Origin of the sequence: Variovorax brevis (assembly GCF_030317105.1) — a bacterium.
Taxonomy (GTDB): domain Bacteria; phylum Pseudomonadota; class Gammaproteobacteria; order Burkholderiales; family Burkholderiaceae_C; genus Variovorax; species Variovorax brevis.
In genome coordinates, this window is sequence record NZ_JASZYG010000011.1 from 101,485 (window position 1) to 127,427 (window position 25,943).

General features: G+C 60.9%; 25 protein-coding genes and 1 pseudogene. 20 read left to right on the forward strand and 6 right to left on the reverse strand.

Annotated features, from left to right (window positions below):
- The first annotated feature begins 37 nt into the window (after positions 1-37).
- Positions 38-1,840, forward strand: a complete 1,803-nt coding sequence (locus QTI66_RS28355; protein ID WP_286563542.1) for an FAD-dependent oxidoreductase — start codon at positions 38-40, stop codon at positions 1,838-1,840.
- Between the two features lie 188 nt (positions 1,841-2,028).
- Entirely contained in the window at positions 2,029-2,478 is a 450-nt protein-coding gene (locus QTI66_RS28360; RefSeq protein WP_286563543.1) for an Rrf2 family transcriptional regulator, read from the forward strand.
- A gap of 72 nt (positions 2,479-2,550) precedes the next feature.
- On the opposite strand, the gene QTI66_RS28365 is transcribed toward QTI66_RS28360, so the two are convergent.
- The 5 genes from QTI66_RS28365 to QTI66_RS28385 all read right to left on the reverse strand — a co-directional run bounded on the left by QTI66_RS28365 (position 2,551) and on the right by QTI66_RS28385 (position 7,701).
- Complete coding sequence (locus QTI66_RS28365; protein WP_286563544.1) at positions 2,551-3,105, reverse strand: VOC family protein; 555 nt, start codon at positions 3,103-3,105, stop codon at positions 2,551-2,553.
- 96 nt (positions 3,106-3,201) lie between these two features.
- Complete coding sequence (gene fahA / locus QTI66_RS28370) at positions 3,202-4,467, reverse strand: fumarylacetoacetase (RefSeq protein WP_286563545.1); 1,266 nt, start codon at positions 4,465-4,467, stop codon at positions 3,202-3,204.
- A complete protein-coding gene (gene hmgA, locus QTI66_RS28375; RefSeq protein ID WP_286563546.1) occupies positions 4,464-5,756 on the reverse strand; it encodes a homogentisate 1,2-dioxygenase in 1,293 nt (430 codons plus the stop codon). Before hmgA ends, fahA begins: the two co-directional genes overlap by 4 nt.
- Positions 5,757-5,764: 8 nt before the next feature.
- Entirely contained in the window at positions 5,765-5,962 is a 198-nt protein-coding gene (locus QTI66_RS28380) for a DUF2783 domain-containing protein (protein WP_286563547.1), read from the reverse strand.
- Positions 5,963-5,964: 2 nt separating this feature from the next.
- Entirely contained in the window at positions 5,965-7,701 is a 1,737-nt protein-coding gene (locus tag QTI66_RS28385; RefSeq protein WP_286563548.1) for an FAD-dependent oxidoreductase, read from the reverse strand.
- Positions 7,702-8,025: 324 nt separating this feature from the next.
- On the opposite strand from QTI66_RS28385, the gene QTI66_RS28390 reads away from it, so the two are divergent.
- Positions 8,026-8,865 carry an IclR family transcriptional regulator gene (locus QTI66_RS28390; protein ID WP_286563549.1) on the forward strand — a complete coding sequence of 280 codons (840 nt, stop codon included), beginning with the start codon at positions 8,026-8,028 and terminating at the stop codon, positions 8,863-8,865.
- Positions 8,866-8,930: 65 nt separating this feature from the next.
- On the opposite strand, the gene QTI66_RS28395 is transcribed toward QTI66_RS28390, so the two are convergent.
- The gene (locus QTI66_RS28395) at positions 8,931-9,719 is read right to left on the reverse strand and encodes an IclR family transcriptional regulator (RefSeq protein WP_286563622.1); all 789 of its coding nucleotides are present in this window, start codon (positions 9,717-9,719) and stop codon (positions 8,931-8,933) included.
- Between the two features lie 167 nt (positions 9,720-9,886).
- Here QTI66_RS28395 and QTI66_RS28400 point away from each other — a divergent pair, with 167 nt between their 5' ends.
- The 17 genes and pseudogenes from QTI66_RS28400 (at position 9,887) to QTI66_RS28480 (ending at position 25,456) form a co-directional block, all read left to right on the forward strand.
- Positions 9,887-11,647: an FAD-dependent oxidoreductase gene (locus QTI66_RS28400; RefSeq protein WP_286563550.1), complete on the forward strand. Its 1,761-nt coding sequence runs from the start codon at positions 9,887-9,889 to the stop codon at positions 11,645-11,647.
- Between the two features lie 27 nt (positions 11,648-11,674).
- The gene (locus QTI66_RS28405) at positions 11,675-12,451 is read left to right on the forward strand and encodes an SDR family NAD(P)-dependent oxidoreductase (protein ID WP_286563551.1); all 777 of its coding nucleotides are present in this window, start codon (positions 11,675-11,677) and stop codon (positions 12,449-12,451) included.
- Complete coding sequence (locus QTI66_RS28410) at positions 12,441-12,971, forward strand: type 1 periplasmic-binding domain-containing protein (RefSeq protein WP_286563552.1); 531 nt, start codon at positions 12,441-12,443, stop codon at positions 12,969-12,971. The genes QTI66_RS28405 and QTI66_RS28410 overlap by 11 nt, the downstream gene beginning before the upstream one ends.
- Before the next feature lie 53 nt (positions 12,972-13,024).
- The gene (locus QTI66_RS28415) at positions 13,025-13,948 is read left to right on the forward strand and encodes a branched-chain amino acid ABC transporter permease (RefSeq protein ID WP_286563553.1); all 924 of its coding nucleotides are present in this window, start codon (positions 13,025-13,027) and stop codon (positions 13,946-13,948) included.
- Entirely contained in the window at positions 13,945-15,720 is a 1,776-nt protein-coding gene (locus QTI66_RS28420; protein WP_286563554.1) for a branched-chain amino acid ABC transporter ATP-binding protein/permease, read from the forward strand. Before QTI66_RS28415 ends, QTI66_RS28420 begins: the two co-directional genes overlap by 4 nt.
- Before the next feature lie 14 nt (positions 15,721-15,734).
- Entirely contained in the window at positions 15,735-16,445 is a 711-nt protein-coding gene (locus tag QTI66_RS28425) for an ABC transporter ATP-binding protein (RefSeq protein ID WP_286563555.1), read from the forward strand.
- A gap of 31 nt (positions 16,446-16,476) precedes the next feature.
- A complete protein-coding gene (locus tag QTI66_RS28430) occupies positions 16,477-17,436 on the forward strand; it encodes an MBL fold metallo-hydrolase (RefSeq protein ID WP_286563556.1) in 960 nt (319 codons plus the stop codon).
- A 329-nt stretch (positions 17,437-17,765) separates the two neighbouring features.
- Positions 17,766-18,425, forward strand: coding sequence for a CoA transferase subunit A (locus QTI66_RS28435; protein WP_286563558.1), 660 nt, complete (start codon positions 17,766-17,768; stop codon positions 18,423-18,425).
- Positions 18,422-19,069 carry a 3-oxoacid CoA-transferase subunit B gene (locus QTI66_RS28440; RefSeq protein WP_286563559.1) on the forward strand — a complete coding sequence of 216 codons (648 nt, stop codon included), beginning with the start codon at positions 18,422-18,424 and terminating at the stop codon, positions 19,067-19,069. Before QTI66_RS28435 ends, QTI66_RS28440 begins: the two co-directional genes overlap by 4 nt.
- A gap of 56 nt (positions 19,070-19,125) precedes the next feature.
- Positions 19,126-20,283, forward strand: coding sequence for an MFS transporter (locus QTI66_RS28445; RefSeq protein ID WP_286563624.1), 1,158 nt, complete (start codon positions 19,126-19,128; stop codon positions 20,281-20,283).
- A 4-nt stretch (positions 20,284-20,287) separates the two neighbouring features.
- A complete protein-coding gene (locus QTI66_RS28450) occupies positions 20,288-21,208 on the forward strand; it encodes a DMT family transporter (RefSeq protein WP_286563560.1) in 921 nt (306 codons plus the stop codon).
- 18 nt (positions 21,209-21,226) lie between these two features.
- Positions 21,227-22,411: an NADH:flavin oxidoreductase/NADH oxidase gene (locus QTI66_RS28455; RefSeq protein WP_286563561.1), complete on the forward strand. Its 1,185-nt coding sequence runs from the start codon at positions 21,227-21,229 to the stop codon at positions 22,409-22,411.
- A gap of 16 nt (positions 22,412-22,427) precedes the next feature.
- Positions 22,428-22,502: pseudogene (locus tag QTI66_RS28460) on the forward strand (ethyl tert-butyl ether degradation protein EthD); the annotation flags it as partial.
- Positions 22,481-23,110 carry an EthD family reductase gene (locus QTI66_RS28465; protein WP_286563562.1) on the forward strand — a complete coding sequence of 210 codons (630 nt, stop codon included), beginning with the start codon at positions 22,481-22,483 and terminating at the stop codon, positions 23,108-23,110. The pseudogene QTI66_RS28460 and the gene QTI66_RS28465, both read left to right, overlap by 22 nt.
- Positions 23,111-23,502: 392 nt before the next feature.
- On the forward strand, positions 23,503-24,546 hold the full coding sequence (locus QTI66_RS28470; protein WP_286563563.1) for an NADH:flavin oxidoreductase/NADH oxidase: 1,044 nt from the start codon (positions 23,503-23,505) through the stop codon (positions 24,544-24,546).
- 186 nt (positions 24,547-24,732) lie between these two features.
- Complete coding sequence (locus QTI66_RS28475) at positions 24,733-25,158, forward strand: nuclear transport factor 2 family protein (protein WP_286563564.1); 426 nt, start codon at positions 24,733-24,735, stop codon at positions 25,156-25,158.
- A complete protein-coding gene (locus QTI66_RS28480; protein ID WP_286563565.1) occupies positions 25,142-25,456 on the forward strand; it encodes a Rossmann-fold NAD(P)-binding domain-containing protein in 315 nt (104 codons plus the stop codon). Before QTI66_RS28475 ends, QTI66_RS28480 begins: the two co-directional genes overlap by 17 nt.
- The last annotated feature ends 487 nt before the right edge of the window (positions 25,457-25,943 follow it).

A 25,943-nucleotide genomic window follows, 5' to 3' on the forward strand; every position in this document is an offset into this window, starting at 1 on the left:
TCCGGGCCACTTCACCGGCTTGGCAAGAAAGTCAGACATGCACCCCCTGGAATCAGCGCAAGAACGCGTGACGAGCACACATGAAACGAGCTACGACGTGGTTGTTGTCGGTTCTGGTGCTGCCGGAATGTCTGCGGCATTGACTGCGAAGTTGCACGGCCTGAAAGTGCTCGTCGTTGAGAAGGCCTCGACGTTTGGAGGCACAACAGCAAGATCTGGCGGATGGTTGTGGGTCCCAGGCGCTTCGCAATCGAAGGCCGCGGGGATCAGCGAGGTGCCTGGCGCTGTCGAGCAATATGTCTGCGACGAGGCCAAGGGACACTTCGATCCCCACCAGTTTGCAGCGTTCCTCAAGCACGGCCCCGCAGCGATCGACTTTCTGGGCGCCAACACGTCCGTACAGTTCGATGCGGCTCCCCACTATCCCGACTATCACCCGGAGATGCATGGCGCCTCATCCGGAGGGCGCTCGCTTCTGACGCGCCCTTGCCGAGGAACCGATCTTGGCGCTGCGATCACCAGTTTGTCGCCTCCTTTGCCTGAACTGACCGTGTTCGGGATGATGCTCGGATCGGGGAAAGAAATCTGGCACTTCCTGCGGGCATTCAAGTCGATCCAGTCGTTTGCCTATGTGGCGCGTCGGCTTGCGGGGAACGCGCTCGACGTGCTGCGATTTGGCCGGCCGATGACTTTGACGAGCGGCAATGCGCTCGCCGCGCGATTCCTCAAGTCAGCCCTCGGCCTTGGCATCGACATGTGGGCATCCGCTCCCGCACGGCGGCTGACGGTGGCTGATGGCCGGGTTGTCGGCGTTGTGGTGGAGCGCGACGGAGAGAAGATCGAGTTGCGAGCGAAACGCGGAGTCGTACTGGCATGTGGCGGTTTCCCGCATGACCTCGCCCGGCGCAAACAACTTTTCGCGCACGCGCCAACAGGTAGGGAGCACTATTCCCCAACACCTGAAACCAATACAGGGGACGGCCAGCGAATGGCGGAACTGGTTGGCGCAGCGTTTGACGCCCAGTTATCGCAGCCTGCGGCCTGGGTGCCAGTCTCGGTGACTTCGCGCGCTGACGGAACAAAAGGCATCCTTCCTCATTTCATTGATCGTGCGAAGCCCGGCGTGATTGCTGTCAACACTGCGGGCAAGCGCTTTGTCAACGAGGCCGCCTCCTACCATGATTTTGGACAGGCCATGATTGAGACGTGCCGGGGGCAGACTGAAGCCACTGCATGGCTTGTGTGTGACCGGCAAGCCCTTCGCAACTATGGATTGGGCAACGCCGCCGCGTTCCCCATGCCGATCGGTCGGCACTTGCGCAGCGGCTACTTGAAGCAAGGACGTACGCCGCCCGAACTCGCAGCGAAACTGAACATCGATCCCATCGCGTTTCAGGCCACCATCGATGCGTTCAACCGCGATGCAGCGAATGGTGTCGACACTGCCTTCAACAAGGGCGGCTCCGCCTACAACCGCTTCATGGGCGATCCTCGCAATGTGCCCAATCCTTGCATTCGACCGCTCGATGTCGGGCCTTTCTATGCGGTGAAGCTGGTGCTCGGCGACCTCGGAACGTACGCCGGTCTACGCACGGACCATCATGGTCGAGTGCTCAATGCGGACAAAGTGCCGATTGAAGGGCTTTACGCGGCGGGGAATGATGCTGTGAGCGTGATGGGAGGGGCGTACCCCGGGGCCGGTATTACGTTGGGGCCGGCGGTGACGTTTGGCTATCTTTGCGGACTTCATCTTGCCCAAGCCCCAGCGCAACATTCAGAGCAAAGCGCGCAGGCCTTCCGCCAGAGCAATGAGGTACTTCGTCAGCGTGAGAACGTTTGAAGGGGAACGGCTTCATTCGGTTTCAGCGCGTCGCGCGAGTGTGCATTCGTGTGGGCTGAAGGCGCTGTGTCAAATGGTCCAGCCTGCTTCGGCATTGGGCTCGAATGATCACGCCTGCGAGTAAGACTCTTGAGCGTTGAGCATGTGTTATCGTAATGATTACAGATTCATCATTCGGCTGACATATCTTGGCTAGCAGTACTCGTTTTGCTTTGGCGGTTCACATCCTCTCGTACCTGGCGATTCGCGGGCAGAGTGGACCCCTGACCTCGGAGCGGATTGCTTTGAGCGTAAACACCAACCCTGCGTTGATCCGCAAGCTCCTTTCTTCGTTGGCGGATGCTGGACTGACCCGCTCACAGATGGGGTCCGGGGGCGGCGCGCAACTCGCGAAGGAGCCGCAGGACATCACGCTGCTCGACGTGTACAAGGCGGTGGAGGCAGTTCGTGTGTTTCATCTTCACCGCACCGCGCCGAGCCCGGCTTGCCTGGTCGGACGCAACATTTCGCAGGCCCTGGGCGAGGTTTCGGACCTTGCGGATCGTGCCGTCGAGGTCGTTCTCGGCGGTACCACGTTGGCGGATGTCGATGCTTCGATCATGAGGAGCGAAAAGAAGCGTGAGCGTGTGCGGGCCTGATCGCTGACGCCGCATGCGAAGCCAGCTGTCGGCTGTTGTGCCTGGCGGCGACTTCTGCTTGTCCTGGACCTCTCACAGCTCGGGATCGCACGGATTCCAAAGCTTTCGATCCAGATCCTGTTCGTAGGGTTTGCTCCCGCGCGGGAAGCTCACCAACTCGAACTGCATGCCCCAAGGCGCAAGGAAATACACCCACCACACACCTGCGTTGGGTGCGCCTGACGCAACTTGACGAGGTTCGTCAAGGACACGGACGCCATGGGAGCGCAAATACTCGACCGCCATGTGGATGTCGGACACGTAGAGCGCGATATGGTGGCCACCTACATCGCTGTTCTTCGGCTGATCCCGATTCTGGTCGGGCGACTCGTATTCGAAAACTTCAAAGTTGGTGCCGTGCCCACAGCGGAAGAACCGAAGCTTGCGCATGACAGCGCGCGGATGCACATTGAGTGTGTCGTGCATCCAGTTGTCATTCGACGAGAACGGGCCGCGATCGTAAAACTGGTCCAGACCCAGCACGTCCACGAAGAACCTGGTTGCTTCTTCAAGGTCAGGGACCGTGAAGCCAATGTGCTCCGCGCCTCTAAGGCCTGGCAGGCCTACCGTTTGCAGATTTGTGTTCATGGCTAACAGATTTGCCGGTCGCTGTACTTGTCTTTGAGTCAGGCGGGCCGAGGTCCGAAGTCGCAGGGGCAGGCCTCGAAAGGCCCACGCCCCCTCTCAGGAAACGACCGTCCCGCTGACTTCGCCCAAGCCTATGCGCACTGCGCCTGCGCTCTCGCACCATCCGCGCATGACGAGCGTGTCGCCGTCTTCGAGGAAGCTGCGCTGCTCACCATTGGGCAGCGTGATTGGCTGCTTGCCGCCTCCCGTCAATTCCATCAACGAGCCCGCCTCACTCGCTTCGGGGCCTGACAAAGTGCCCGAGCCCAGCAGGTCGCCGGGTTGCAGGTTGCAACCGTTCACCGTGTGGTGGGCGATGAGCTGTGCCGGCGTCCAGTAGGCTGCGCGAGTGGTGTTGGTTCGTGACAGGCGAACGGGTGCTTCGCCGGCTTCGCGCATCCTGGCGGTCTGCAACAGGACTTCCAGCTCGATGGAGAACGCACCTGTCGCGCGGTTGGTCTCCGAGTCCAGGTAGGGCAGTGGCTGCGGATCATCGGCAGGCCGCTCGAAGGCAGCCCGAAACGGTGCCAGAGCTTCGGTTGTGACCAGCCAGGGCGAGACAGTGCTGGCGAAATTCTTCGATAGGAACGGGCCCAGCGGCTGGTATTCCCAACCCTGGATGTCGCGTGCCGACCAGTCGTTGAACAGTGTCACGCCGAAGAGGTGTGCTTCGGCGGTGCCCATGCCTACAGGTTCCCCGCGTGCGTTGCCCTGCGCGACGAACCAGCCGAGTTCAAGCTCGTAGTCCAGCCGCTTCGAAGGGCCCAGCGTCGGGACCACGGCGTCCGGTGCCTTGGTCTGTCCCTGAGGACGCTTGAATCGTTCACCGCTGACGCCGATCGACGAAGCGCGTCCGTGGTAGCCGATCGGCACCCACTTGTAGTTCGGAAGCAGCGGGTTGTCGGGGCGGAACTGCTTGCCGACCGTGGTCGCGTGGTGCACGCTGGTGTAAAAGTCGGTGTAGTCGCCAATGCGGCAGGGCACGAGCATCGTCGCCGATGCCTGGCTGACCAGGGCCGACTCCCACTCCGCTTGGCGTGCACTGCCTTCGGCCAGGCCCTGAGAGATCAGCGCTCGCAACGTCGACCGCTTTTCGGGCGTGGCCGCCATCAGCAAGTTCATGTCGTCGGTGTCGATCAGGCCCGCCTTGCGCAAATCGAGGATCCGGTCGCCGATCGCGACGCCGATGCGCGGCGCCGCGTCCGACGCGTGGCTGAAGCGACCGAAGGGCAGGTTCTGTATTGGAAAGTCACAGCCAGCTGCGTTGGCCGAGGCCACCCAACTGCGCAGCTTCGGGTCGTGGGTTGCGTTCAATGTGTTCATGGCTTGTATTTGTCCTGGAGGCCGGCCCAGCAGTCGGCATAGTTCTGGTCGAGTGCAGGGCTTTGCATCGCAAATTCGGTTGGGATGAAGCGGTAGCGGCTCTCGAACATGAAGGCCAGTGTGTTGTCGAGCTTCTGCGGCTTGAGGTCACTGTGGCTCGCCTTCTCGAACGCTTCTTCATCGGGGCCGTGCGGCACCATGCAGTTGTGCAAACTGGCACCGCCGGGCTTGAAGCCACCGGGCTTGGCGTCGTATTCGCCATAGACAAGGCCCATGAATTCGCTCATGAGATTGCGGTGATACCAGGGCGGACGGAAGGTGTCTTCCATGACCAGCCAGCGCGGTGGGAAGATCACGAAGTCGCAGTTGGCGGTGCCGGGTGTGTCCGAGGGCGAGGTCAGCACCGTGAAGATCGACGGATCGGGATGGTCGAAACTGATCGAGCCGATGGTCATGAAGTTCGCCGTGTCGTATTTCACCGGCGCGAGGTTGCCGTGCCACGCGACGACATTGAACGGTGATTGCTTTGTCGGCGCCGACCAGAAACGGCCCCCCGATTTCTTGATGAGCTCGTAGCTGCTGCTCGCATCCTCAAAGGCGGCGACGGGTGCCTGAAAGTCGCGCGCGTTCGCAAGGCCGTTTGAGCCGATCGGGCCCAACTCCGGCAGACGGAACTGCGCACCGTAGTTTTCGCACAGGTAGCCACGCGAGACCCCGTCCGGCAGTGCGACCTTGAAGACCACGCCGCGCGGCACAAGAGCAATCTCGCCCGGCTTGACCTCAAGCACGCCTAATTCAGTGGTGAGCAAAAGGCGGCCCTGCTGCGGCACAAAAAGCATTTCGCCATCCGCATTGACGACAGCTCGGCGCTCCATCGAGCGGCTCGCGAGGTAGAAGTGCGCGGCGATGCCTGTTTGTGCCTCGACATCACCGTTGGCGGCCAGGGTGTGGACACCGTCGATGAAGTCGACGTCCGCATTGTCCAGCGGGATCGGCGCCCAGCGCATCGGCTCGGGCGGAAGGGCGATCTCGCGGTTGGCACCGGTCTTCCATTGTTCCTGAGCATATGGCTTGTACCGACCAGATACCACCGACGGCTGGCGGCGGTACATCCAGGTGCGACGATTCTCGTGGCGCGGCGCAGTAAAGGCGGTGCCCGAGATGAGTTCCGGATACAGGTCGAAAGGGGCGCGCTGTGGGCTGTTGCGACCCTGCGGCAGGGCGCCGGGAATGGCCTCGGTGGCGTACTCGTTGCCGAAGCCGGTCTGATAGGTCAACTCTTTGTTCATAGCGGTGCTCAACGAAGGGTGTTTGCTCGTGCGCCATCAAGCGCCTCCTTGAGGAGGTCGAACTGGCCGATCTGATTTGCCAGTATGAGAACAAGCTTTGCGTTCAATTCGTGGCTTTGATCGATGGTCAGATCTTTGTGGGTGTCGATGAGGGCTTCATAGAAGTCATCTGCAGCGTTGAAATTCAGTTCGGTTACGAGGGGCATGATTACTCCACTTCGGCGGTTGCGGCGATAACGGGTGTGGATTGGGACAGGTGCCCGGTTGCCCGGGCATGGGCGGCAGCCACCGCGGCGGCGCTCGGTGTGCGCCAACGCGCGCAGATGTGCTGGTCTGGGCGGACAAGCCATGCACTACCCGCAGTTGCGTCGTAGCGCTTTGCGAATGATCCCTGGTGGTCACGCAGAACCACCGTGGTCTCGGACCGCTGGGGCTGTGAGCCTTGGGGAACGACCAGCACTTTTTTCAGTCGGCAATCGGCCAAAGAAGGAGGCACTTGGTCTCCGTAGATCAAGAGCTGGAAATCGCCTCCGAGATGCCGCAACAGCCAGGCGTCCTTCTCGTTGCTTTGGACGGCAGCATCAAGCGCTGGCGCACCCGGCACCGCAGCGCCTTCAAAGGTGTCACGATCGGGCGTGTTGAGCGGCGAGTGTCGTAGCGTTGCAGGCACTGAGAGCCGGCCACTGTTGACGACACGCCGAGCGAAATCGTAGGTCCCGGCCAACTGGAGCACCGAGTTTCGAAAAAGCTTGCTGATCTCGCTCTTTGGTGTGATGAAGTCGGTCGCGCGCGTGGAGTTGAGGAGGTTTTCATCGGCTGCATATTCGCGTTCCGAGCCGTAGCTGTCCAGCAGCGCGTCATCGCCTTCGCCTCGCAGCACAAGATCGAGTTTCCAGCCCAGGTTGTCGGCGTCTTGCACGCCAGAGTTCGCTCCGCGTGCGCCAAAGGGAGAAACGCCGTGCGCACTGTCGCCCGCGAAAATGACGCGCCCATGACGGAAACGGTCCATGCGCAAGCACACGAAGGTGTAGACACTGGCCCATTGCAACTCGAACGGAACTTCGTGCCCCAGTGCCTGCAACATCATCGCATTGACGCGTGGCGTGATGCGCTCAAGCTTTTTTTCCTCCTCAGGGTCGGCGTCCCATCCCAACTGGAAATCGATGCGCCACACGCCATCCGGCTGCCGGTGCAGCAGCACGCTCTGATTCCGATGGAATGGGGGGTCGAACCAGAACCAACGTTCGGCGGGAAAGTCGATGGCCATCTTTACGTCGGCAATCAGGAATCGATCCTGGAAGATGCGGCCCTTGCTCTCCAAACCCATGAGCCTGCGTACAGCAGACCTGCCCCCATCGCATGCTGAAACGTAGTCGGCAATGAGTTCGTAGCGTCCGTCTGGTGTGTCGATGCCAAGGAGCACGCCGCCACCCTTGCTTTCGTCCAGTTGCTCAAGCGCGGCGACTTCATTCTTCCAGCGGATTTCCAGGTTCGGAAGGCGGCTCGCCCGCTCCAGCAGATAGGCCTCCGCATAGTATTGCTGGAGGTTGACGAAGGCTGGCCGCTCATGTCCGGCTTCGGGCAGCAGGTCGAAGTGGAACACTTGCTCGTCTCCCAAAAAGACCCGGCCGACGTTCCAGGACACCCCCTTGGCCACGCTGGATTCGCCGATGCCCAGTCGATCCCAGATCTCCAATGTCCGCTTGGCGAAGCAGATCGCGCGCGATCCAGTTGACAAGCAGTTGTCGTTATCCAGCAGCACAACCTTCTGGCCGCGTTGCGCGAGGTCGATCGCCAGACTCAAGCCGACCGGGCCGGCGCCCACCACCACGACAGGATGACGTGCTGGCAGATCCTTGTCCTGATCGACGGATCGCTCGTATGCAAACTCGAGCGCCTGGATTTCTGCGCCGGTTGCGTGCGGCTGCAGTTCGAGTGGTTTCATGTGTCTGTCCCCGTTAGTGAGAATCCAATGAAAAAAGGCCGCCCTCATCGGGCAACCGGCATCTGCGTCCGGGAACTGCCAAACCCTCACACAACCGCGGTTGCAAGTTGGACCGCGGGCCATCTCATCGCCTCCGAATGGCATACGAAATCCTTGGCTCGGATCATGTATGCGCGCATTCGTGGCCGCGTTTTTCGTCTGCGACCGTGAGGACCGAAATTTGTCTAAGGATAAGAAGTTCGTTAAAAACAAACCAGATGATACTGCGAAAATCCGATGATGTCTAATCAGTTCGGTAAGATGCAACTGTCATAAGGATTTCACATGCCAACTTCTGTCGACCGCACGCAGCGAGGAATCCAAAGCATCGAGGTGGGAGGGCAGTTGTTGCTCGCACTTGCCAGCTTTGGCCGTCCCATGGCGTTGAAGGATCTAGCCCGCGAGGCACGCATGCCCGCAGCCAAGGCGCACCCCTATCTCGTGAGCTTTGGCCGCATAGGTTTGATCGAGCAGGATCCGGAAAGCGGTCGATACCTGCTCGGGCCCCTGTCTCTGCAGTTGGGCCTCATCAGCTTGCAGCAGGCAAACCCGGTACATGTCGCCACCCCCCTGATCGGCGAGCTTGCAAGGCAAATCGGGCAGACCGTTGCACTTGCGGTGTGGGGTTCACGCGGCGCCACCATCGTGCGGCTGGAGGAGTCGCCCGCGGCCGTGCACGTCAACATGCGCCACGGGACGGTCTTCTCGATCACCAATACCGCTTCGGGTCGTCTCTTTGGTGCCTATCTCGATACTGAGACCGTCAAGACGGTGCTTGAGAAGCAACGACAGCGCGAGAGGCGGGGAGGGGCGGATTCAGCCACTACGCCGGGTATGCCGCCTCCTCGCGCCTTACCCTCCTGGAAGGAGTTCGAGCGCCAGTTGAAGGACGTGCGCGAGCACGGCATGAGCCGCTCCGAAGGGGAGGTTTTGCAGGGCATCAGTGCCATGGCGGCCCCCGTGTTCGATCATTCAGGAGCGATCGTTCTATGCATCACTGCCATTGGAGCGTCCAGCGTTTTTGATACGAGCTGGGAGGGACCGCTCGCGCTGGCACTTCGCAGTTGTGCCTCCCATATCTCACAGAAACTGGGCGCGCCGCCGGAAGGCCTTGCCGTTTCCTGAGAACCGGCCGCCACGATCATTGCCCAGCCCAGGGCGCCCCACAGCTTGGCGTCTTGCTGGCAGAGCTACTTGGGAGGTGTGTCGTCGCGGCCAATCCGTCGCGAAACTTCGGTTGCGCATTGGCGCAACGGGGTGGCAACGCTTCCATGCCATGAACTGTCGAAACTCGCAGACGGCCCCATGACCAGCAGACCCAAAACGATGTGACCCTCCGCATCAAATACCGGAGCACAAAGGGCATCAATTCCTGGAATCGGGTGGCCAAGCGCTCGTGAGAGGCCATTCTTGCGAGTCTCCGCGAGGGCTTCTTCCAACGACTCGTGAGGAGGAACACCCTCTGCAGGAGTTCCATAGCTCAAACGCACAAGCTCATGGGACAGCAGTTGCTCGACCGTCTTGGGCGGCATGTACGCGGCAAAAAGTCGTCCAGTCGCGGTGTTGGCCAGTGACATCACGGTGCCCGCGCGCAAATTGACATGCAGCGGTTCGATTGGCTCGACCAATCGCACGATCGTAGGCCCCAAATTCCCCCAGACCGCGATTGCGACGCTTTGGCTGGTCGCTGCAGCGAGTTCTTCAACCAACTGGGAGGCTTCCCTCACCGGGTCCATGCGCCGCAAGCGGGTGAGGCCCAACTGGAGCGCAAGTGGGCCCAGTTCGTAGTGGCCTGCATCGGTCTGTGTGACAAAACCCACCTTGAGAAAGCTGACCAGGTAAGGGTGCGCCTTGCCGGGGCTCAGGCCAGACGCCTTGGCGAGGTCCTTCAGCGCCAGGGGTCGTACATGCCGGGCGAGTTGCACCAGTAAGCCGGCCCCGATTTCGATCGACTGGATACCACGCCTGCTTTTTTCCATGGGAATGCTTACATCAACACGAGAGGCTTCGAGTGTATCCATAAGGGTTTTCCATGATTAGGTCAGATGCATCTGTCTGAATCATACGCCTTGAGATTAACGAATGCATTGACAATAGACGAACGACAACTACAATCAGCCCATCTACTCGAATTCGGAGACACCGCATGACACAGGAAAGCACCACGGTCGACGTACTCGTCATCGGCACCGGCGCATCTGGGATGGCCACTGCCGTGACGGCCGCTTCACAAGGCCTGAAGGTGCTGGTGGTTGAGAAGGAGGCCCGTTTTGGCGGGACGACAGCCCGCTCGGGAGGGTGGCTGTGGGTGCCTGGAACCTCTCTCGCTGAGGAGCAAGGCATCCATGAGCCGCCCGGCGCGGCCAAGGCCTATATCAGGCATGAGGCGACGACGCACTTCGATGAAAAGCGCGTGGACGCCTTCCTCGCGAACGGGCCGAAAGCTATCGCGTTCTTCACCAGGAACACCTGCGTGCAGTTCGACATGCCCGCAGTGTTTCCCGACTACCACGCAGAAGCCGCGGGCGGCCAGCCCGGTGGTCGCTCGATGGTGACCCGCCCCTTTGACGGTCGGGAATTGGGCCCGCGTCTCAAGCAACTTGCGCCGCCGTTGCCTGAACTGACTGTGTTCGGAATGATGTTGGGCTCCGGGCCAGAGATCAAGCACTTCATGCGGGCCTTCAAGTCGCCTACATCGTTTGTGTATGTGGCCAAGCGATTGACCAAGCATTTCCTCGATGTCCTCACCAAGGGCCGCGGGATGACATTGACCAACGGCAATGCATTGGCAGGGCGCCTGGCGAAAGCAGCCATGGATCTGCAGATACCGGTGTGGCTTTCCTCTCCGGTGAAGCAACTCGTCGTCGAATACGACGGTGTCGCTGGCGCTTTGATTCAACACGAAGGCAAGACAGTGCGCGTGAACGCAACGCGTGGTGTTGTCCTGGCTTGTGGGGGCTTCCCGCACGACATCGAACGCAGAAAGCAACTCTTCCCACACGCACCGACGGGCAAGGAGCACTATTCACCCTCGCCCGAGGCGAACACCGGCGACGGCCTTCGTCTCGCCGAAGCAGTCGGTGGACGTGTTGATTCGACCATCCCCCACGCTGCCGCATGGGTACCGGCCTCTGTCACCACCCGTGCCGATGGGTCCAAAGGCGTGATGCCACACTTCATCGATCGGGCCAAGCCGGGTGTGATCGCTGTGACGCCAAAGGGCAAGCGATTCACCAATGAGGGCAATTCTTACCATGACTTTGTGCAAGACATGGTCAAGGCCTGCAAGGGTGAACCGGAAGTCTCCGCCTGGCTGATTTGCGACCACAAGGCACTTCGCGACTACGGCCTGGGCTGCGTTGCCCCGTCTCCACTTCCCATCGGACGTCATCTCCGCACCGGTTATCTGAAGCGCGGCGGCAGCGTCGCCGATCTTGCGCAGCAGATCGGTGTCCCCGCCAAGGCGCTGGAGTCAACCGTGGCAGAGTTCAACGAAGCGGCACGCACTGGACAAGATCCTGCCTTCGGCAAAGGCAGCATGGCCTACAACCGGTATCAGGGCGATGCGCTTGTGACGCCCAACCCTTGTGTCGCACCGTTGCAAACCGGCCCCTACTATGCGATCAAGCTGGTCATTGGCGACATCGGGACTTTTGCCGGACTGGTGACCGACGAGAACACCCAGGTTCTCGATGCAGCCGGAAAGCCGATCAAGGGCCTGTACGCGGTCGGCAACGACGCGGCAAGCATCATGGGCGGCAACTACCCGGGCGCAGGCATCACGCTCGGGCCGGCGTTGACGTTTGGCTACGTCGCTGCCATGCACCTGGCCAAGGCAGAGGCCGCTGCCGAGATCAGCTCGAACGCCGAGCGTCGCAAGCCTGTCGCGCTCACCCGCGTGGCCTGAACCACCAATGCGCCTCAAGGAGATTTGATGAAGTACCCAACGAATGTTGCGCCGCGATTGCTCGAGGGACGCTTGGCAATGATTACGGGAGCGGGGCAAGGCAACGGCCGAGCGCTCGCTCTCGGTTTGTCGCAAGCCGGCGCTCGCGTCATCGTCGCCGACGTGAACGAAGCAACTGTTCTGGAAACCGCAGAACTGGTACGGGCCGAGGGCGGGGAAGCTTGGGGCTTTGTGCTCGACGTCACGGCCTCGGATGCCTGCCGCGCCTTGGCGCAACGCGTGGACAAGGAGATCGGGAAGATTGACCTTCTGGTGAACAACGCGGGGATCATCATTCGCGAAACGATGTCCAGCGATAACGCCGAGGCGAACTGGAGAAAGACCATCGACGTCAACGTGCACGGCACCTTCAACGTGACGATGGCCTGGCTGCCAGCGATCAAGGCCACCAAGGGGTCGATCATCAATATTGCCTCGATCGCCGCATACGCCGGCCAGGCCGGGAGCTTGGGGTACTCACCTTCCAAGGGCGCGATCAAGTTGTTTACCCAGTCGCTCGCTCAGGAACTTGCACCAGCGGGTGTGCGCGTGAATGCGTTGGCGCCAGGCGTCATTGAAACCCCGATGACGGCGCCGACCCGAGACGATCCTGCGCGGCTGGCAGCTTTCATGACGCGCATTCCGATGGGCCGTGTCGGGCAAACGGAAGACCTGGTGGGGCCTGTCATCTTTCTGGCATCCGACATGTCTCGCTACGTGACCGGCATCACCCTGGCGGTCGATGGCGGATTCCTTGCTGTCTGACAGCCGAAGAACAAACGATCCTGAAGGAGACAAGATGAAACTGACACGTAGCATGGAGAGGCTGAATTATTCTCCGCTCACGCTCACCTCCTGGGCTGCCGACAACATCACGTTCTACGACGCTGCAGGCAAGACATTGGCGGACAAGCCGCTGTTCATGCGGACGGTCAGCGAAACGCGGACACCCGCGCAACAAAAGCTCTATGACCGCGTCGGACCCAAATTGAAAGCGCCCGGCTCTTTCTCGTTCGCGTTGCACGGGTACGACTCTGGCCTGCTGTACGCCAAAGCAGTGGAGCAGGCCAAGACCACAGACGGCTCGGCCGTCGGACTGGCTCTCGAAGATCTCAAGACACCGGTTCAGGGCCTGCTCAAGACCTATGAAAAGCCTTTCAGCAAGACCAAACACGAGGCACTGACCGCCAAGGATCGCGTCTGGATTCGCTGGAAGGACGGCAAATTGATGCCCTACAGCGACGACAAGATCGCCTTGTTTGGCCCCACGGATTTCAAGCAGTAATCGTTCAACAACGTTGCGGGGTTGGTGACGGCCTTCGCGCGACAGGAGACATCATGACAGAGGCACTCTTACAGGCAATCATCAGCGGGCTGGCCGTTGGCGGCGCCTATGCACTCGTGGCGCTGGGTTTCAGCATCACGTTCACTACCACCAAGACCATGAATTTCTCCCACGGGGAGTTCGTGTCGGCCGGTGCGTTCATCGGGATGAGTGCGCTCTTCCTGGTATTGGGACTTCCCGTGACGTCGACTACGTTTGGCGAGGCAATGCCTGGCGCCGGTGCTCAGTTGCTGGCTCTGGCGGCGGCATTGGGCGTCATGGGCTTGCTGGGCTGGCTGCTCTACTCGATCGGCGTGCGGCCGTTTGCCGGACGCCCCGGCATGGCATGGGTGATGAGCACGCTGGGCTTTGGTGTGATCCTTCAGAGCATTGGACTCGCAATCTGGGGCCCCAAGCCGGTGGTCGTGCCCGGGCCGGTGGGAGACACCGTGATCCGATTGCTCGGTGTCGGTGTTCGACCGCAGGAACTGCTGACGCTGGCCGTGGCCGTCGTCATCATGATCGCGTTCGACTGGGTCATGAATCGGACGATGGTAGGTAAGGCGATGCGCGCAGTGGCCGCCAATGGCAACGTGGCCAGCCTCATGGGCATCAATACCAATGCAGTCATGATCGGCGCGTTCGTCGTCAGCTCTGCGCTGGCAGGCCTGTCCGGATTCCTTCTGGCGCCCATCGCCCAGGCATCGCTGTTCATGGGGCTCACCGTCGGACTCAAGGGCTTCTCAGGCGCCATGATCGGTGGACTGAGCAACCCGCGAGGCTGCGTCATCGGTGGCTTTGTGCTGGGAGTGATGGAATCGCTGGTGAATCTTTGGCAAGCCCAGTGGCGCGAGGTGGCGGTGTTTGCCCTTGTGATCCTGGTCCTTGCGTTTCGCCCTACGGGCCTGTTCGGCAAGAAGTTGGTGGAGAAGGTATGAAGCGCGCTCAACATTCCCTGGGTGTCGTGCTCTTCGCTGCGGCGTTGATTGGCATCACCTCTCTTTTCGGAAACGACTACTACCTGCGCATCGTGTTCATGATGTGCGTGTATTACCTCTGCGCTGCTGGCATGAACGTGCTGGTGGGCTATGCGGGCCAGAAGTCTCTCGGCCAAGCCGGCCTCTTTGCCGCAGGTGCCTACGCAGTGGCTTTGCTCACCACACGCACCGAGATGAATCCATGGCTAGCACTGGTTGCAGCAGCAGCGATTTCCGGTGTCTGCGGTGTGCTGATTGCCTTGCCATCGCTGCGAGTCAAGGGTCCGTACCTGGCGATGGTCACTCTGGCGTTTGGGATCGTCGTAGAGAAACTCGTGGGGGAATGGACCGAGGTGTTCGGCGGTCCGCAGGGTATCTATGGCATCAAGGCCTTGACCTGGAACGGCCAACCGTTGATGTCCAACCAATGGGTATGGCTTGCTATCGTTCTCTGTGCCGTTACGCATCTGTTGCTGCTCAACCTGATGCAAGGCCGGTTCGGACGCGCACTGCTTTCGCTTCAGGCAGACGAGATCGCGTCGGCGTCGGTCGGCGTCAGGGTCTACCGTGCCAAGGTGATTGCGTTCGTCATCGCGGCAGTGACGTGCGGAATCGCCGGCGCATTGGTGGCCCAGCAGAACCAGTACATCAATTCAGACTTCATCTCTTTCCACCTGTCCATCTTTATCTTGCTCCTGGTACTTTTCGGCGGAGCCGGATCGCAGTACGGGCCGCTGGTGGGCACGGTCCTTCTCACCGCCATTGATGCGTTGCTGGCGCGTTGGCCATCGGCCCAGCACTTTCTGTACGGCTTCCTGTTGCTTTTCGCTCTCTATGTCATGCCCGGTGGCGTCGTTGGATTCTTTTCCAAATGGTTCCGCCGCACCGAAGACGCGCCCAAGTCTTCGGCCGCAGGTGGCACTCCAACGCGCATCGGCCCGGTCGGCAGCGGTGAACTGCTCGTCGTCGAGGGCGTCACCAAGAATTTCGGCGGCGTGAAGCCGGCACAGAATGTTTCGTTCCGGCTCCAGCGCGGCCACATACATGCCTTGATCGGGCCAAACGGCGCTGGAAAAAGCACCATGATCAACATGTTGACCGGCCTCATCGATCCCACCGAAGGTTCAATCCGGTTCCTCAATGAGGAAGTGTCAGGCCGGCCGGTCCATTCGATCTGCTGCATGGGCATGGGGCGTACGTTCCAGAACCTGCGTCTTTTCGCCGATCTGTCGGTCCTGGACAACGTCATGCTGGGGCGACATAGCCGAATGAAGAACGGCTTTCTGGCGTCTTTGGTCGCACTCCCCAGTGCGCGCAAGCAGGAGGCGGAAACACGTGCCCGTGCACTTCAGCTGCTTGAACTGGTCGACCTCCTGCATCTTGCCCATCACGCCGCGGGCAGCTTGCCCTACGGCCTGCAGCGTCGCGTTGAACTCGCCCGCGCACTCGCCACCGAGCCACAACTGCTTCTGCTCGACGAACCGGCGGCCGGCCTCAACCCGCAGGAGACTGCCGAACTGGGTCAATTGCTCGTTCGAATCGGCAAGTGCGGAGTGACCATCCTGATGGTCGAGCATCACATGGACCTCGTCATGTCGGTCTCTGACCATGTCATCGTCCTGGACTACGGGATCAAGATTGCCGAGGGCAAGCCAGCCGAGGTGCAGGCCAACCCTCGAGTCGTAGAGGCATACCTGGGCGTGGACGAGCCCGAAGAGGCACTCGCTGCCTGAACGGAAAGTTGACTATGCTGAAAATCGAAAAAGTCAAAGTTGCCTACGGGGCGATCCAGGCGGTCAAGGGCGTCAGCCTCGAGGTCCGCCAGGGCGAAGTGGTCACGATCATCGGTGCCAACGGCGCAGGCAAGAGCACGTTGCTCAAGAGCATCTGCGGGCTGGAGCCGGTCGCCGAAGGCCGGATCCTGATTGACGGGAAAGACATCACCAGTGAGCGCGCTCATCAGCGCGTGGCCCTCGGCCTTGCGATGTCGCCGGAAGGCCGGGGCGTGTTCGCCGACCAGACCGTTCGGGAGAACCTCATGCTGGGGGGGTACTCCCGCAGGAAGGATGCTGCTGCAATACATGCCTCCATCGAGCGCGAATTCAATCGCTTTCCCAGGCTACGTGAGCGCCAGGACCAAATGTCTGGAACCCTGTCGGGCGGCGAGCAGCAGATGCTGGCAATCTCACGGGCACTGATGAGCGAGCCGCGCCTGTTGCTTCTGGACGAGCCTTCGTTGGGACTCGCCCCCCTGATCATCAAGGACATCTTCAACGCGATTCGACAACTGCGCGAATCGGGATTGACCATTCTGCTGGTCGAGCAGATGGCAAAGCAGGCGTTGGGAGTGGCCGACCGGGCCTATGTGCTCGAGACCGGCCACATCACACTGGAGGGCTCAGGCCGCCAGCTCCTCAACGATCCAAAGGTGAAGGCTGCCTACCTCGGCACGCATTGACCGCCATACAACCACCCACAAAGGACTACTCATGACCGCCGTCAAGAAATTCGCCAGCCAGGCCGACCTCGAAGAGAAGAAGGTCACTTTCAGTCAGATCTCCGAGCATGCTTGGGCCTATACGGCCGAAGGCGATCCGAACACCGGCATCATCATCGGTGACGATGCAGTGCTTGTCGCCGACACGCAGGCCACGCCGGCCATGGCCGCCGACGTGATCCGCCGCATCCGCGAAGTCACCGACAAGCCGATCAAGTACGTGGTGCTAACCCACTATCACGCTGTGCGCGTGCTGGGCGCGAGCGCCTACGAGCCGCAGCACATCATTGCCAGCCAGGACACGTATGACCTGATTGTCGAGCGCGGCGAGCAGGACAAGGCCAGTGAGATCGGCCGCTTCCCACGCCTGTTCCAGAACGTCGAGACGGTGCCGGCCGGCATGACTTGGCCGACCATGACCTTCACCGGGAAGATGACCTTGTGGCTCGGCAAGCTCGAAGTGCAGTTGCTGCAACTCGGCCGCGGCCATACCAAGGGCGATACGGTGGTCTGGCTGCCGGGCGAGGGCGCGTTGCTGTCGGGTGACCTGGTCGAATTCGGTGCCACGCCTTACGCTGGCGATGCGTATTTCAAAGACTGGCCCAAGACGCTGGACAACCTCGCAGCGCTGAAGCCGAAGGCGCTGGTGCCAGGCCGCGGGGCTGCGCTGACCACGCCAGATGAAGTGGCCAAGGGGCTCAACGAGACGCGCGACTTCATCGCCGATGTCTACGCCAATGTGCAAAAGGGTGTGGCCGCGGGCATGGATTTGAATGCAGTCTACAAGGACACATTTGCAACGTTGAAACCAAAGTACGGTCACTGGGTGATCTTCGATCACTGCATGCCGTTTGACGTGACACGCTGCTATGACGAGGCGACCCAGTACACCGATCCGCGCATCTGGACTGCCGAGCGGGACGTTGAGATGTGGAAGACCCTCGAAGGCTGATCCGCTTGAGCTAGTGCCCCGCCCCGATCCGTCGACGCACTGACATGCGTTGACGGTCGCCCCACGGGAGCGAGCTTCTCTCCAGCTTTTTTCGCGGCGCTACTGCGCGGCGCGCGGGTGCGTTCGTCCTGTTGGCGGGCTTGCAGGCCAATGTGCATGCCCAACAGATCTCTTCGCGAGGACCTCATGACCGTTGAATCAACCAGCCTGACGGAACTTCGGAACGGGCTCAACGCCGAACTCACCGGCGCGCAAGCATCGTGGCCGTCGAGGTCGCGGCGCCATGCGTTCTCGCAACATGTCGGCAGTGATCGTCCCGGTGTGACAGCATGAAGAAGGCGGTCCCGATCGAGGAGGCAGTCTCGATGATCCCGGAAGGGGCCACTGTCATGGTGGGTGGCTTCATGGGCGTCGGTTGCCCAGCCCGGCTTATCGAAGAACTGATCCGGCAGCGTCGCGGCGGGCTGACCCTCATCAGCAATGACACAGCGCGTCCTGGCGTGGGCGTGGGACGCCTTGTGGACGCGGGCCTGGTCCGCAAGGTCATTGCCAGTCACATTGGGACAAACGCGGTGACGCAGCAGCTCATGCTCAACGGGTCGCTGGATGTCGAGCTCGTGCCTCAGGGTACCCTGGCTGAAAGAGTGCGCGCTGGAGGTTTCGGCCTGGGTGGTGTACTGACGCCAACAGGCGTCGGAACTCTGGTCGCCGAGGGAAAGCGCACGCTGGAGGTGGACGGTCGAAACTATCTGCTCGAGACTGCTCTGCACGCCGATTTTTCGCTGATCAGCGCGAAACGCGCAGACTACTACGGCAACCTTGAGTACACCCTGACTGCACGGAATTTCAATCCGCTGATGGCCATGGCGGCGGCGACGACGATCGCTGAAGCTGAAAGCATCGTTCCGGTCGGAATGATCGCTCCCGACTGTGTGATCACTCCCGGCGTCCTGGTACAGGTTCTCGTCGGAAAGGAGCGTGTGTCGTGAGTGACAAGGACGTCATCGCAAGGCGCGTTGCGCGCGAACTGAAGGACGGGGACCGGGTCAATCTGGGCATCGGCTTGCCCACGCTGGTCGCTCAGTATCTCCCTGCGTCACTTCACGTCTTCTTCCATTCCGAGAATGGAATCATCGGCATGAGCCCTTTGCCTGGCGAGGGGTTCGAGGACATCAACCTGACAGACGCAGGCGGTCGTCCGGTCGGCGCGTTGCCGGGGGCGTGCGCATTCGACTCCGCCTTCTCGTTCGGAATGATCCGCGGCGGGCATCTGGATGTGACCGTTCTGGGTGGCCTGGAGGTCGACGAACTGGGCCAACTGGCGAACTGGATGGTGCCCGGTTTGATGGTTCCCGGAATGGGCGGTGCAATGGACCTGGTCACCGGTGCGCGACGTGTCATCGTCGCCATGACGCATCGATCCCGGAGCGGCTCCAAGATTGTGCCGCGCTGCACACTCCCGATCACCTCGGTGAGGCGAGTCGATCTGGTCGTCACCGAACTCGCAGTGATTCGACCCACAGCAGACGGGCTTGTCCTCCAAGAGACCGCACCTGGCGTGTCGGTCCGTCAGGTCCTGGAGGCGACCGACGCAAACCTGATTCTTGGCCCGAAACTGGAGGGATGCATGTGAGCGCGACTGACATCAAGCATGGTGCCGCCGGAAGTGCTCAGCCGCTCGATTCCCGGATGTTGTGGCTTCTTGGAATTTGCGCCTTCGCAAGCATGGCTTCGATGCGCGTCTGCGATGCGATGCTGCCCCTGCTGGCGGCACAGTATTCGACCACGACTGGTCAAGCCGCCCGAACGATTTCCGCCTTTGCGTTGGCTTACGGCGTGCTCCAGCTGTTCTACGGACCGCTCGGAGATCGTATCGGCAAAGCACGCGTGGTGGCCTTCGCGACGCTGGCGTGCACGCTCGGAAGTACAGCGGCCGCCTTCTCGCCGAGTCTCGAGTGGCTGGTTGCCAGTCGCGTTGTGTCAGGCATGGCGGCGGCGGGCATCATTCCGCTGACCATGGCCTGGATCGGGGACAACGTCGCCTACGAGGATCGCCAGGAGGTCCTGGCCAGGTTGCTGGGCGCTACGGTGTTCGGGATGATCTGTGGCCAGTGGCTTGGTGGGCTCATTGCCGAAATGTTGAGCTGGCGCTTGGCGTTCGCTGTGCTTGCCGTGGTCTTCCTCTTCAGCGGCACGGTACTCGCCAAACGGGCGCGGTCCGTCGTCGCCTCGGAGCCCGACAACTCCCGAGGTGTCCTGCTGCGCGCGTTGGACGTGTTCGCGCGGCCTTGGGCACGAACGGTGCTGGTCGTGACCTTCGTTGAAGGCGCGCTGGCTTTCAGCGCCCTTGCTTTCATTCCATCTCATCTGCATTCCGCGTTCGGCCTGTCGATGCCAGCGGCAGGGGGGATCGTCGCGCTCTATGGAGTGGGAGGTCTGCTCTTCAGCCGTTGCGCTCGTCTGCTGCTCGATCAGGTCGGGGAGAGCGGCTTGGCGATCACCGGCGGTGTTTGCTTGGGGCTTGCGTTCGCAACCATCGCATTCGCGCCGTCCTGGATGTTTGCCCCGCCCGCATGTCTGGTCGCCGGCTTCGGCTTCTACGCCTTGCACAACACCTTGCAGACCAACGCCACCCAGATGGCGCCCGCGGCACGTGGGACGGCAGTCTCCCTGTTCGCATGCGTCCTGTTTCTCGGGCAGTCGATTGGCATCCTTGCTGCGGCCTGGATCGTGGACCGTTTCTCATCGTCAGCGGTTTTCGCGTCTGCCGCGCTGGGGCTTGCGGTCCTTGGCGGAGGTTTCGCGGTCCTGGTCGGGCTCCACGTCAGGCGACTGAGGGCGGCTTGACCCAATGAACAGGCGCGATCCAAATCCGGCCGCGGTTCAGCTGACCCTGATCGCCGCCATGGCCGTCTGGGGATTGAATATCGCGGCCGTCAAGGCGTTGACGGGGGCTTTCGATTCCATCGTCCTGGCAGCGTTGAGGATGCTGGTGGCAGCCCTGGCACTGTCCCTCATCGTGCTCTGGAGACGCTGCGGACTGCCAGTGCTGTCGTTTCGTCAGGCCGGGGCCATCATGGTCTGCGCCACGCTGATGGTGTATCTCAACCAGATACTCTTTGCGGAGGGGCTGCTACGGTCGACGGCCACAAACGGCGCGCTGATCATGGCGCTGAGCCCCCTGGTCTCGGCATTGCTCGCGGCCATCGCTTTTCGAGAACGCATGACGCTGGCTCGGCTCCTTGGGGTTGCCCTGGGCTTTGTCGGTGTGGCGGCAGTGGTGCTGAGTCATCCAGGCGCAGGACTCTCAACCGCTGGCGTCGGCGACTTGATGCTGGTGGCGTCCGTGATGAGCTTCGCAGCAGGCGGCGCCATCATCCAGCGGCTTGCCCGACAGCTTCACACGGTGACCATCAGTTGGGCAATCTACCTGGTCGGCTCGCTTCTGCTCGCAGCGCAAGCGGTGCTTGGATCGTCGCCGGTGGGCGTCGGTGACTTATTTCCGGGCTGGCGCCCTTGGGTCTTCATCCTGTTTTCAGGTGTGCTGGCCACAGCGCTTTCCAACCTCGTCGGGAACCGTGCGATCACGCGGATCGGTGTCGCGCGTACTGCTGTTTTTCTCTACTGGGTTCCAGTGTTTGGCGTCGGGTTTGCCGCACTGCTGCTCGGCGAGCGGCTGACACTCTGGCATCTCTTCGGCTTTGTCACGGTGATGACCGGTACCTATCTGGGGACGCGGCAGCCCGTCACGGTATCTGTCGGCGCTCCCTAATCCCTTTGAGGGCATCTCATGTCGCATGGTGAATCACTTCTGTTTGAGCCGATTCAGCTTCGAAACCTCGTGCTGAACAACCGAATCGTCATCTCACCCATGTGCCAGCACGCAGCAGTAGCGGGGCACGCGACGGCCTGGCACATGGTGCACCTTGGCAAGTTCGCACTGGGCGGAGCCGGACTCATCCTGACGGAAAGTACCGCCGTTGATCCTCGCGGCCGAATAGGGAAAGCGGATCTGGGGCTGTGGTCCGACAGCCAGATCGAGCCTTTGCGCTCGGTTGTTGATTTCATCCACTCGAACGGTAGCGCCATCGGCGTACAGCTTGCCCATGCCGGCCGCAAGGCAGGAAGCAAGCCATTGTGGGAGGGTGGGGCGGCGTTGACCGAATCATGTCTGGCGGCTGACGATGAACCCTGGGAGCGGCTGGGTCCCAGCGCAGTGCCCGCCGGCCCCGGTTGGTCAGCACCGGCCGAACTGGACAGCGCCGGTCTGGAGAGAGTCATGCAGAGCTTTGTTGAGGCGACCGTGCGCGCCGACAAGGCTGGTTTTGACGTCGTGGAGCTGCATTTCGGTCACGGCTATCTGATCGCGAGCTTCCTTTCACCGAGCTCGAACCACCGTGTTGACGAGTGGGGTGGCGACCTCGCAGGGCGAATGCGGCTGGCTCTTGAAATCGCGCGCAAGGTTCGCGCGGCGTGGCCCGCGGGCAAGCCATTGTTTTGCCGGCTCTCGTCTGTGGACGGAAGCATTGACGGGTGGAGTCTGGAGGACTCGATCATCCTTTCGCGCGAACTTGCCGCGTGCGGGGTCGACGTGATCGACTGCTCGTCAGGCGGCTTGACCGAAGAAACACGCGCGTTGCCGGTTCCACGCGGGCTGGGATTTCAGGTGCCGTTCTCTGAACGGATTCGGCGAGAAGCGCATATCAAAACGCAGGCCGTCGGGATGATCGTCGACGCTCATCAGGCCGAGGCCGTGTTGGCTGAGGGCAAGGCCGATCTGATCGCCCTGGGTCGAGAAGCGCTGTTCGACCCGTATTGGCCGCACCATGCCGCCATGACCCTGGGTGTAGATCCCGGGTACAGGCGCTGGCCCCAAAGGCATGGCGTCTGGCTCGCGAAGCGTGCGCCGGGCCTTGCGCGCGCCCGTGCGCAGGCAGCCGCCGAGTTGCTTGAACGGACTACCAACCAGGAGTGACGACATGAACGTGAGAATGGGCTTGATCCACAAGAAGGCCGGCTGGTCGACTGACGACTTCAGTTCTTATTGGCGGGACAAGCATGGTCCGCTCGCGGCCCGTGCACCTGGTCTGCGCGGCTACTGGCAAACCCGGTCACAGAACGGCTGCAGCGTGGCATCGATTTTCCGCGCGGGGCATGGGATTTCGACGGCTTCTCTCAGCTTTGGTTCGACGATGTCGGGCGTGCAAACCACGCATTCAACGAGAGCGATCTCGCCGCGGAGCTCATTGCGGACGAAAACCGCTTCATCGGCGCGTTGCATATCGTGACTGCGGAGCAAACCGTCGTCGTCGACGTGCCGGTGGCACCTGCCCGGGACGCGCTCCTGAAACGGATGTCCATCCTGAAGAGGCGACCCGACATCAGTGAGCAAGATTTCCGTCGCGAGTGGAAGATCCACGGTGACCTGGTCCGCAAGATGCCTGGCATCAGAGGCTATCGACAAAACGTGATTGTTGCGCGCGAACTGAAAAAGGGCGAGCCTTGCGAGTACGCCGATCTGGCGATCGACGGCATTGTCGAACTGTGGTTCGAGGATGCTGCGACGCTGGAAGCTGCATTTGCATCTCCTTCCGGAAGGGAAACGATGGCCCACGCTCAGACCTTCTTGTCCGAGATCACGGCGTTTGTAGTTGCCGAACGCCGCGTGGTTTGATCGACGTGGCAAGGCTGCATAAACGGGGGCGCCGGTGAACTTGTCGTTGGCTCAAGGCTTCTTCTGCATCTCAGTGCTCAACGTGTTTGCGCTGTACGCATCCGGTCTATGGAGCCCGACGCTGCATTGGGTCACAGGTACTGCAGCCTTGGTTGTCGTCGCCATCGCGTGGACACTGGTCTGTGACGAGACTGGCGATTCAGAAGGCTGCGACTGATTTTGTGCTGGAGCGGTGGGTATGCACGGCAGCCGCCAAAATTTGAAAATGGCGCGTAGAAACCATCAATCTGTCGCGCCGAACACAGCTGCGAATTTGCGTGGAATTTAAGCTACCAGCAATTGGGCAATGTAAGGATGCATCGCCCCACATTTTCAATCTCCAAGAGGTTCCCATGACCGCCATTTTTCGACCCCTTTCCTTGCGCAACATGACGTTGAAGAACCGTATCGTGATGTCGCCGATGCTGATGTATGCAGGAACCGACGACGGTCTGTTTTCTGACCTGCACTTTGCTCACTATGCAGCGCGTCTCCTGGGTGGCGTTGGCATGGTCATGACCGAGGTGATCGCGGTCGAGCCACGAGGTCGGATCAGCCACAAGGATCTTGGACTGTGGAATGACGCTCAGATCGAAGGCCTTAGCCGACTGACAGCATTTGCGCGTAGATGCGGCGCGGCTGCGGGAATACAACTTGCCCATGCGGGCCGTAAGGCGCAACTCGAGAGCGAGATAGTTGCACCTTCATCGATTGCGTACGACGAGAAAAGCAAGCTGCCAAGAGAGCTCCGGATCGACGAGATCGAAGCCATCATTCAGAACTACGCTGATGCCGCGAAGCGTGCCGACCAAGCTGGGTTCGACTGCATCGAACTCCACGCTGCGCATGGCTATCTCATGCATGAGTTCCTCGCGCCAATGTCGAACCAGCGCATGGACCGGTATGGCGGCGACATTGAAGGCCGAGCACGATTCGTGCTGGAAACCACGCGGGCGGTTCGTGCGGTCTGGCCGATCGGCAAGCCATTGATCGTTCGAATTACCGCAACGGACCTTCGCGAAGGTGGCGTGACAGTTGAGGAGGCGCATTGGCTCGCCATGCAACTAAAGGAACTCGGCGTAGATCTGCTTGAAGTCTCATCGGGAAACATCGTGCCTGGCTATTCGGCGCCGGTGTATCCTGGCTACCACCTTCCGTACGCTGCGGCGTTGAAGGCGGTAACTGGTTTGCCTGTTGGAGCGATGGGCTCCATCACCAGCAGTGATCACGCCGAGGCGATCCTGGCGAGCGGCACTGCCGACCTGGTGTTCCTCGGTCGTGAGCTTCTGCGCAATCCATTCTGGGTGATCCAGGCTGCCCAGCGCGCAAAGGTCGAGATCGAGTTGCCCATTCCGACATACGGCCGGGCAACCGGACCCTATGAGCGGGGCTTCTAACTGAGGGGCTCCTAACTGGGGAGCCATCCGGCTTGCGGCGCCGCAACTGCTCTGTCGAAACGATTCCATCGACGCAATAGTTCAACCCTTCAAGAGATCTGAGATGAACATGAATTCAAGGATGAGCGCGGCAAGCGGCGAACGTTCCTTGTTTCCTTCTCTCCCCTTAGGCGACAGGAGACCGTTATGAGTGATACCGCTTTAGACCGCCAGCTAATTGTTGAAGCCCTCGCAAGGTATGCTTGGGGCTACGACGAGGGCGACTTCAAGTTGCTTGCAGACAGCTTTACTCAAGACGCCACCACCGGCGGGAAGGTCGCTCACACCGACATCGGTTGGGGGCCCATGAGGGGGCGCGCGCAAATCGTCGAAGTGCTCGAAGGAATCCGCAAAACGCAGAGTGACCAGCGCCGTCATTCCATTCACACCGTTCGATTCCACAATCAAAGCGCCACGGAGGCGGACTTCTCAGCCTACATGCATATTTCCGGCGCCGAAAACAAGGTCATCAGGCTGGTGACGGCGGGTTGGTATCGCGCCCAAGTCGTGAAGGAAGCCGATGGAATCTGGCGCATGCGCAACCTGGATGCGCTGCTTGACGCACCGTTCTGACTCCACTGGATTGAAATGGAGCACTACGAATGAATGGCTCAACAGAAGATCGCTTTGGTCACAGCCGCGGATCTGGATCGGCCGCTCGGCAGTCTTGATGCAGCTGCGCGAAGGTGACACGGTGGTCGTCGTAGACCTTGACGAGCGCCATGCCATCAAGGGGTGGGAAAAATCACCTCGGGAGGCGGGGGCACTGCAATTCGATGCGACGAACGATTCAGGCGTCCAGGCCCTGATGGCCGAGATCATGCATCGTCTGCTGAGGTCTGACCTCTTGGCTGGTGCCACAGCAGCTTGATGCGGCCCGCTACGGCGGGCCCGCACAAGTTGCCCTCTACGTCGAAGCTGACACGTCATGGCGACACTACGAGGCGCGGCCAAGGTCGCTTTTCAATGAAGCGTTCAATGTCCGGCCGGAATCACCGCGCTCGGGCACACGCCGAAAGTGCGCTTGAAGGCTTGTTGGCGCGGGAGAAATGTGAAAATCGCTGCAGCCGTAGCGAACAGCGGCCTCCGTCACGTTCGTGATGTCACCTCCTGCGAAGATTTGTACGCGGCATCAATGCGTTGTTGCCAGACCCAACGACCCAACGCATCGCTGCGATGCATGCACCATGCACCGGCGAACAGTCGATGCACTGTTCGCGGGCCTATGCCCCTATGCCTGAAGCACCAGCCGCCTCGGCCACACTCACATTGCCGTCGTCCAGACGCTGCAGCAAGTAGGACTTGTTTTGTTTGAGTTGCTGTGTCTGACATGGATTCGTTGGTTCGGACTGAGCGAG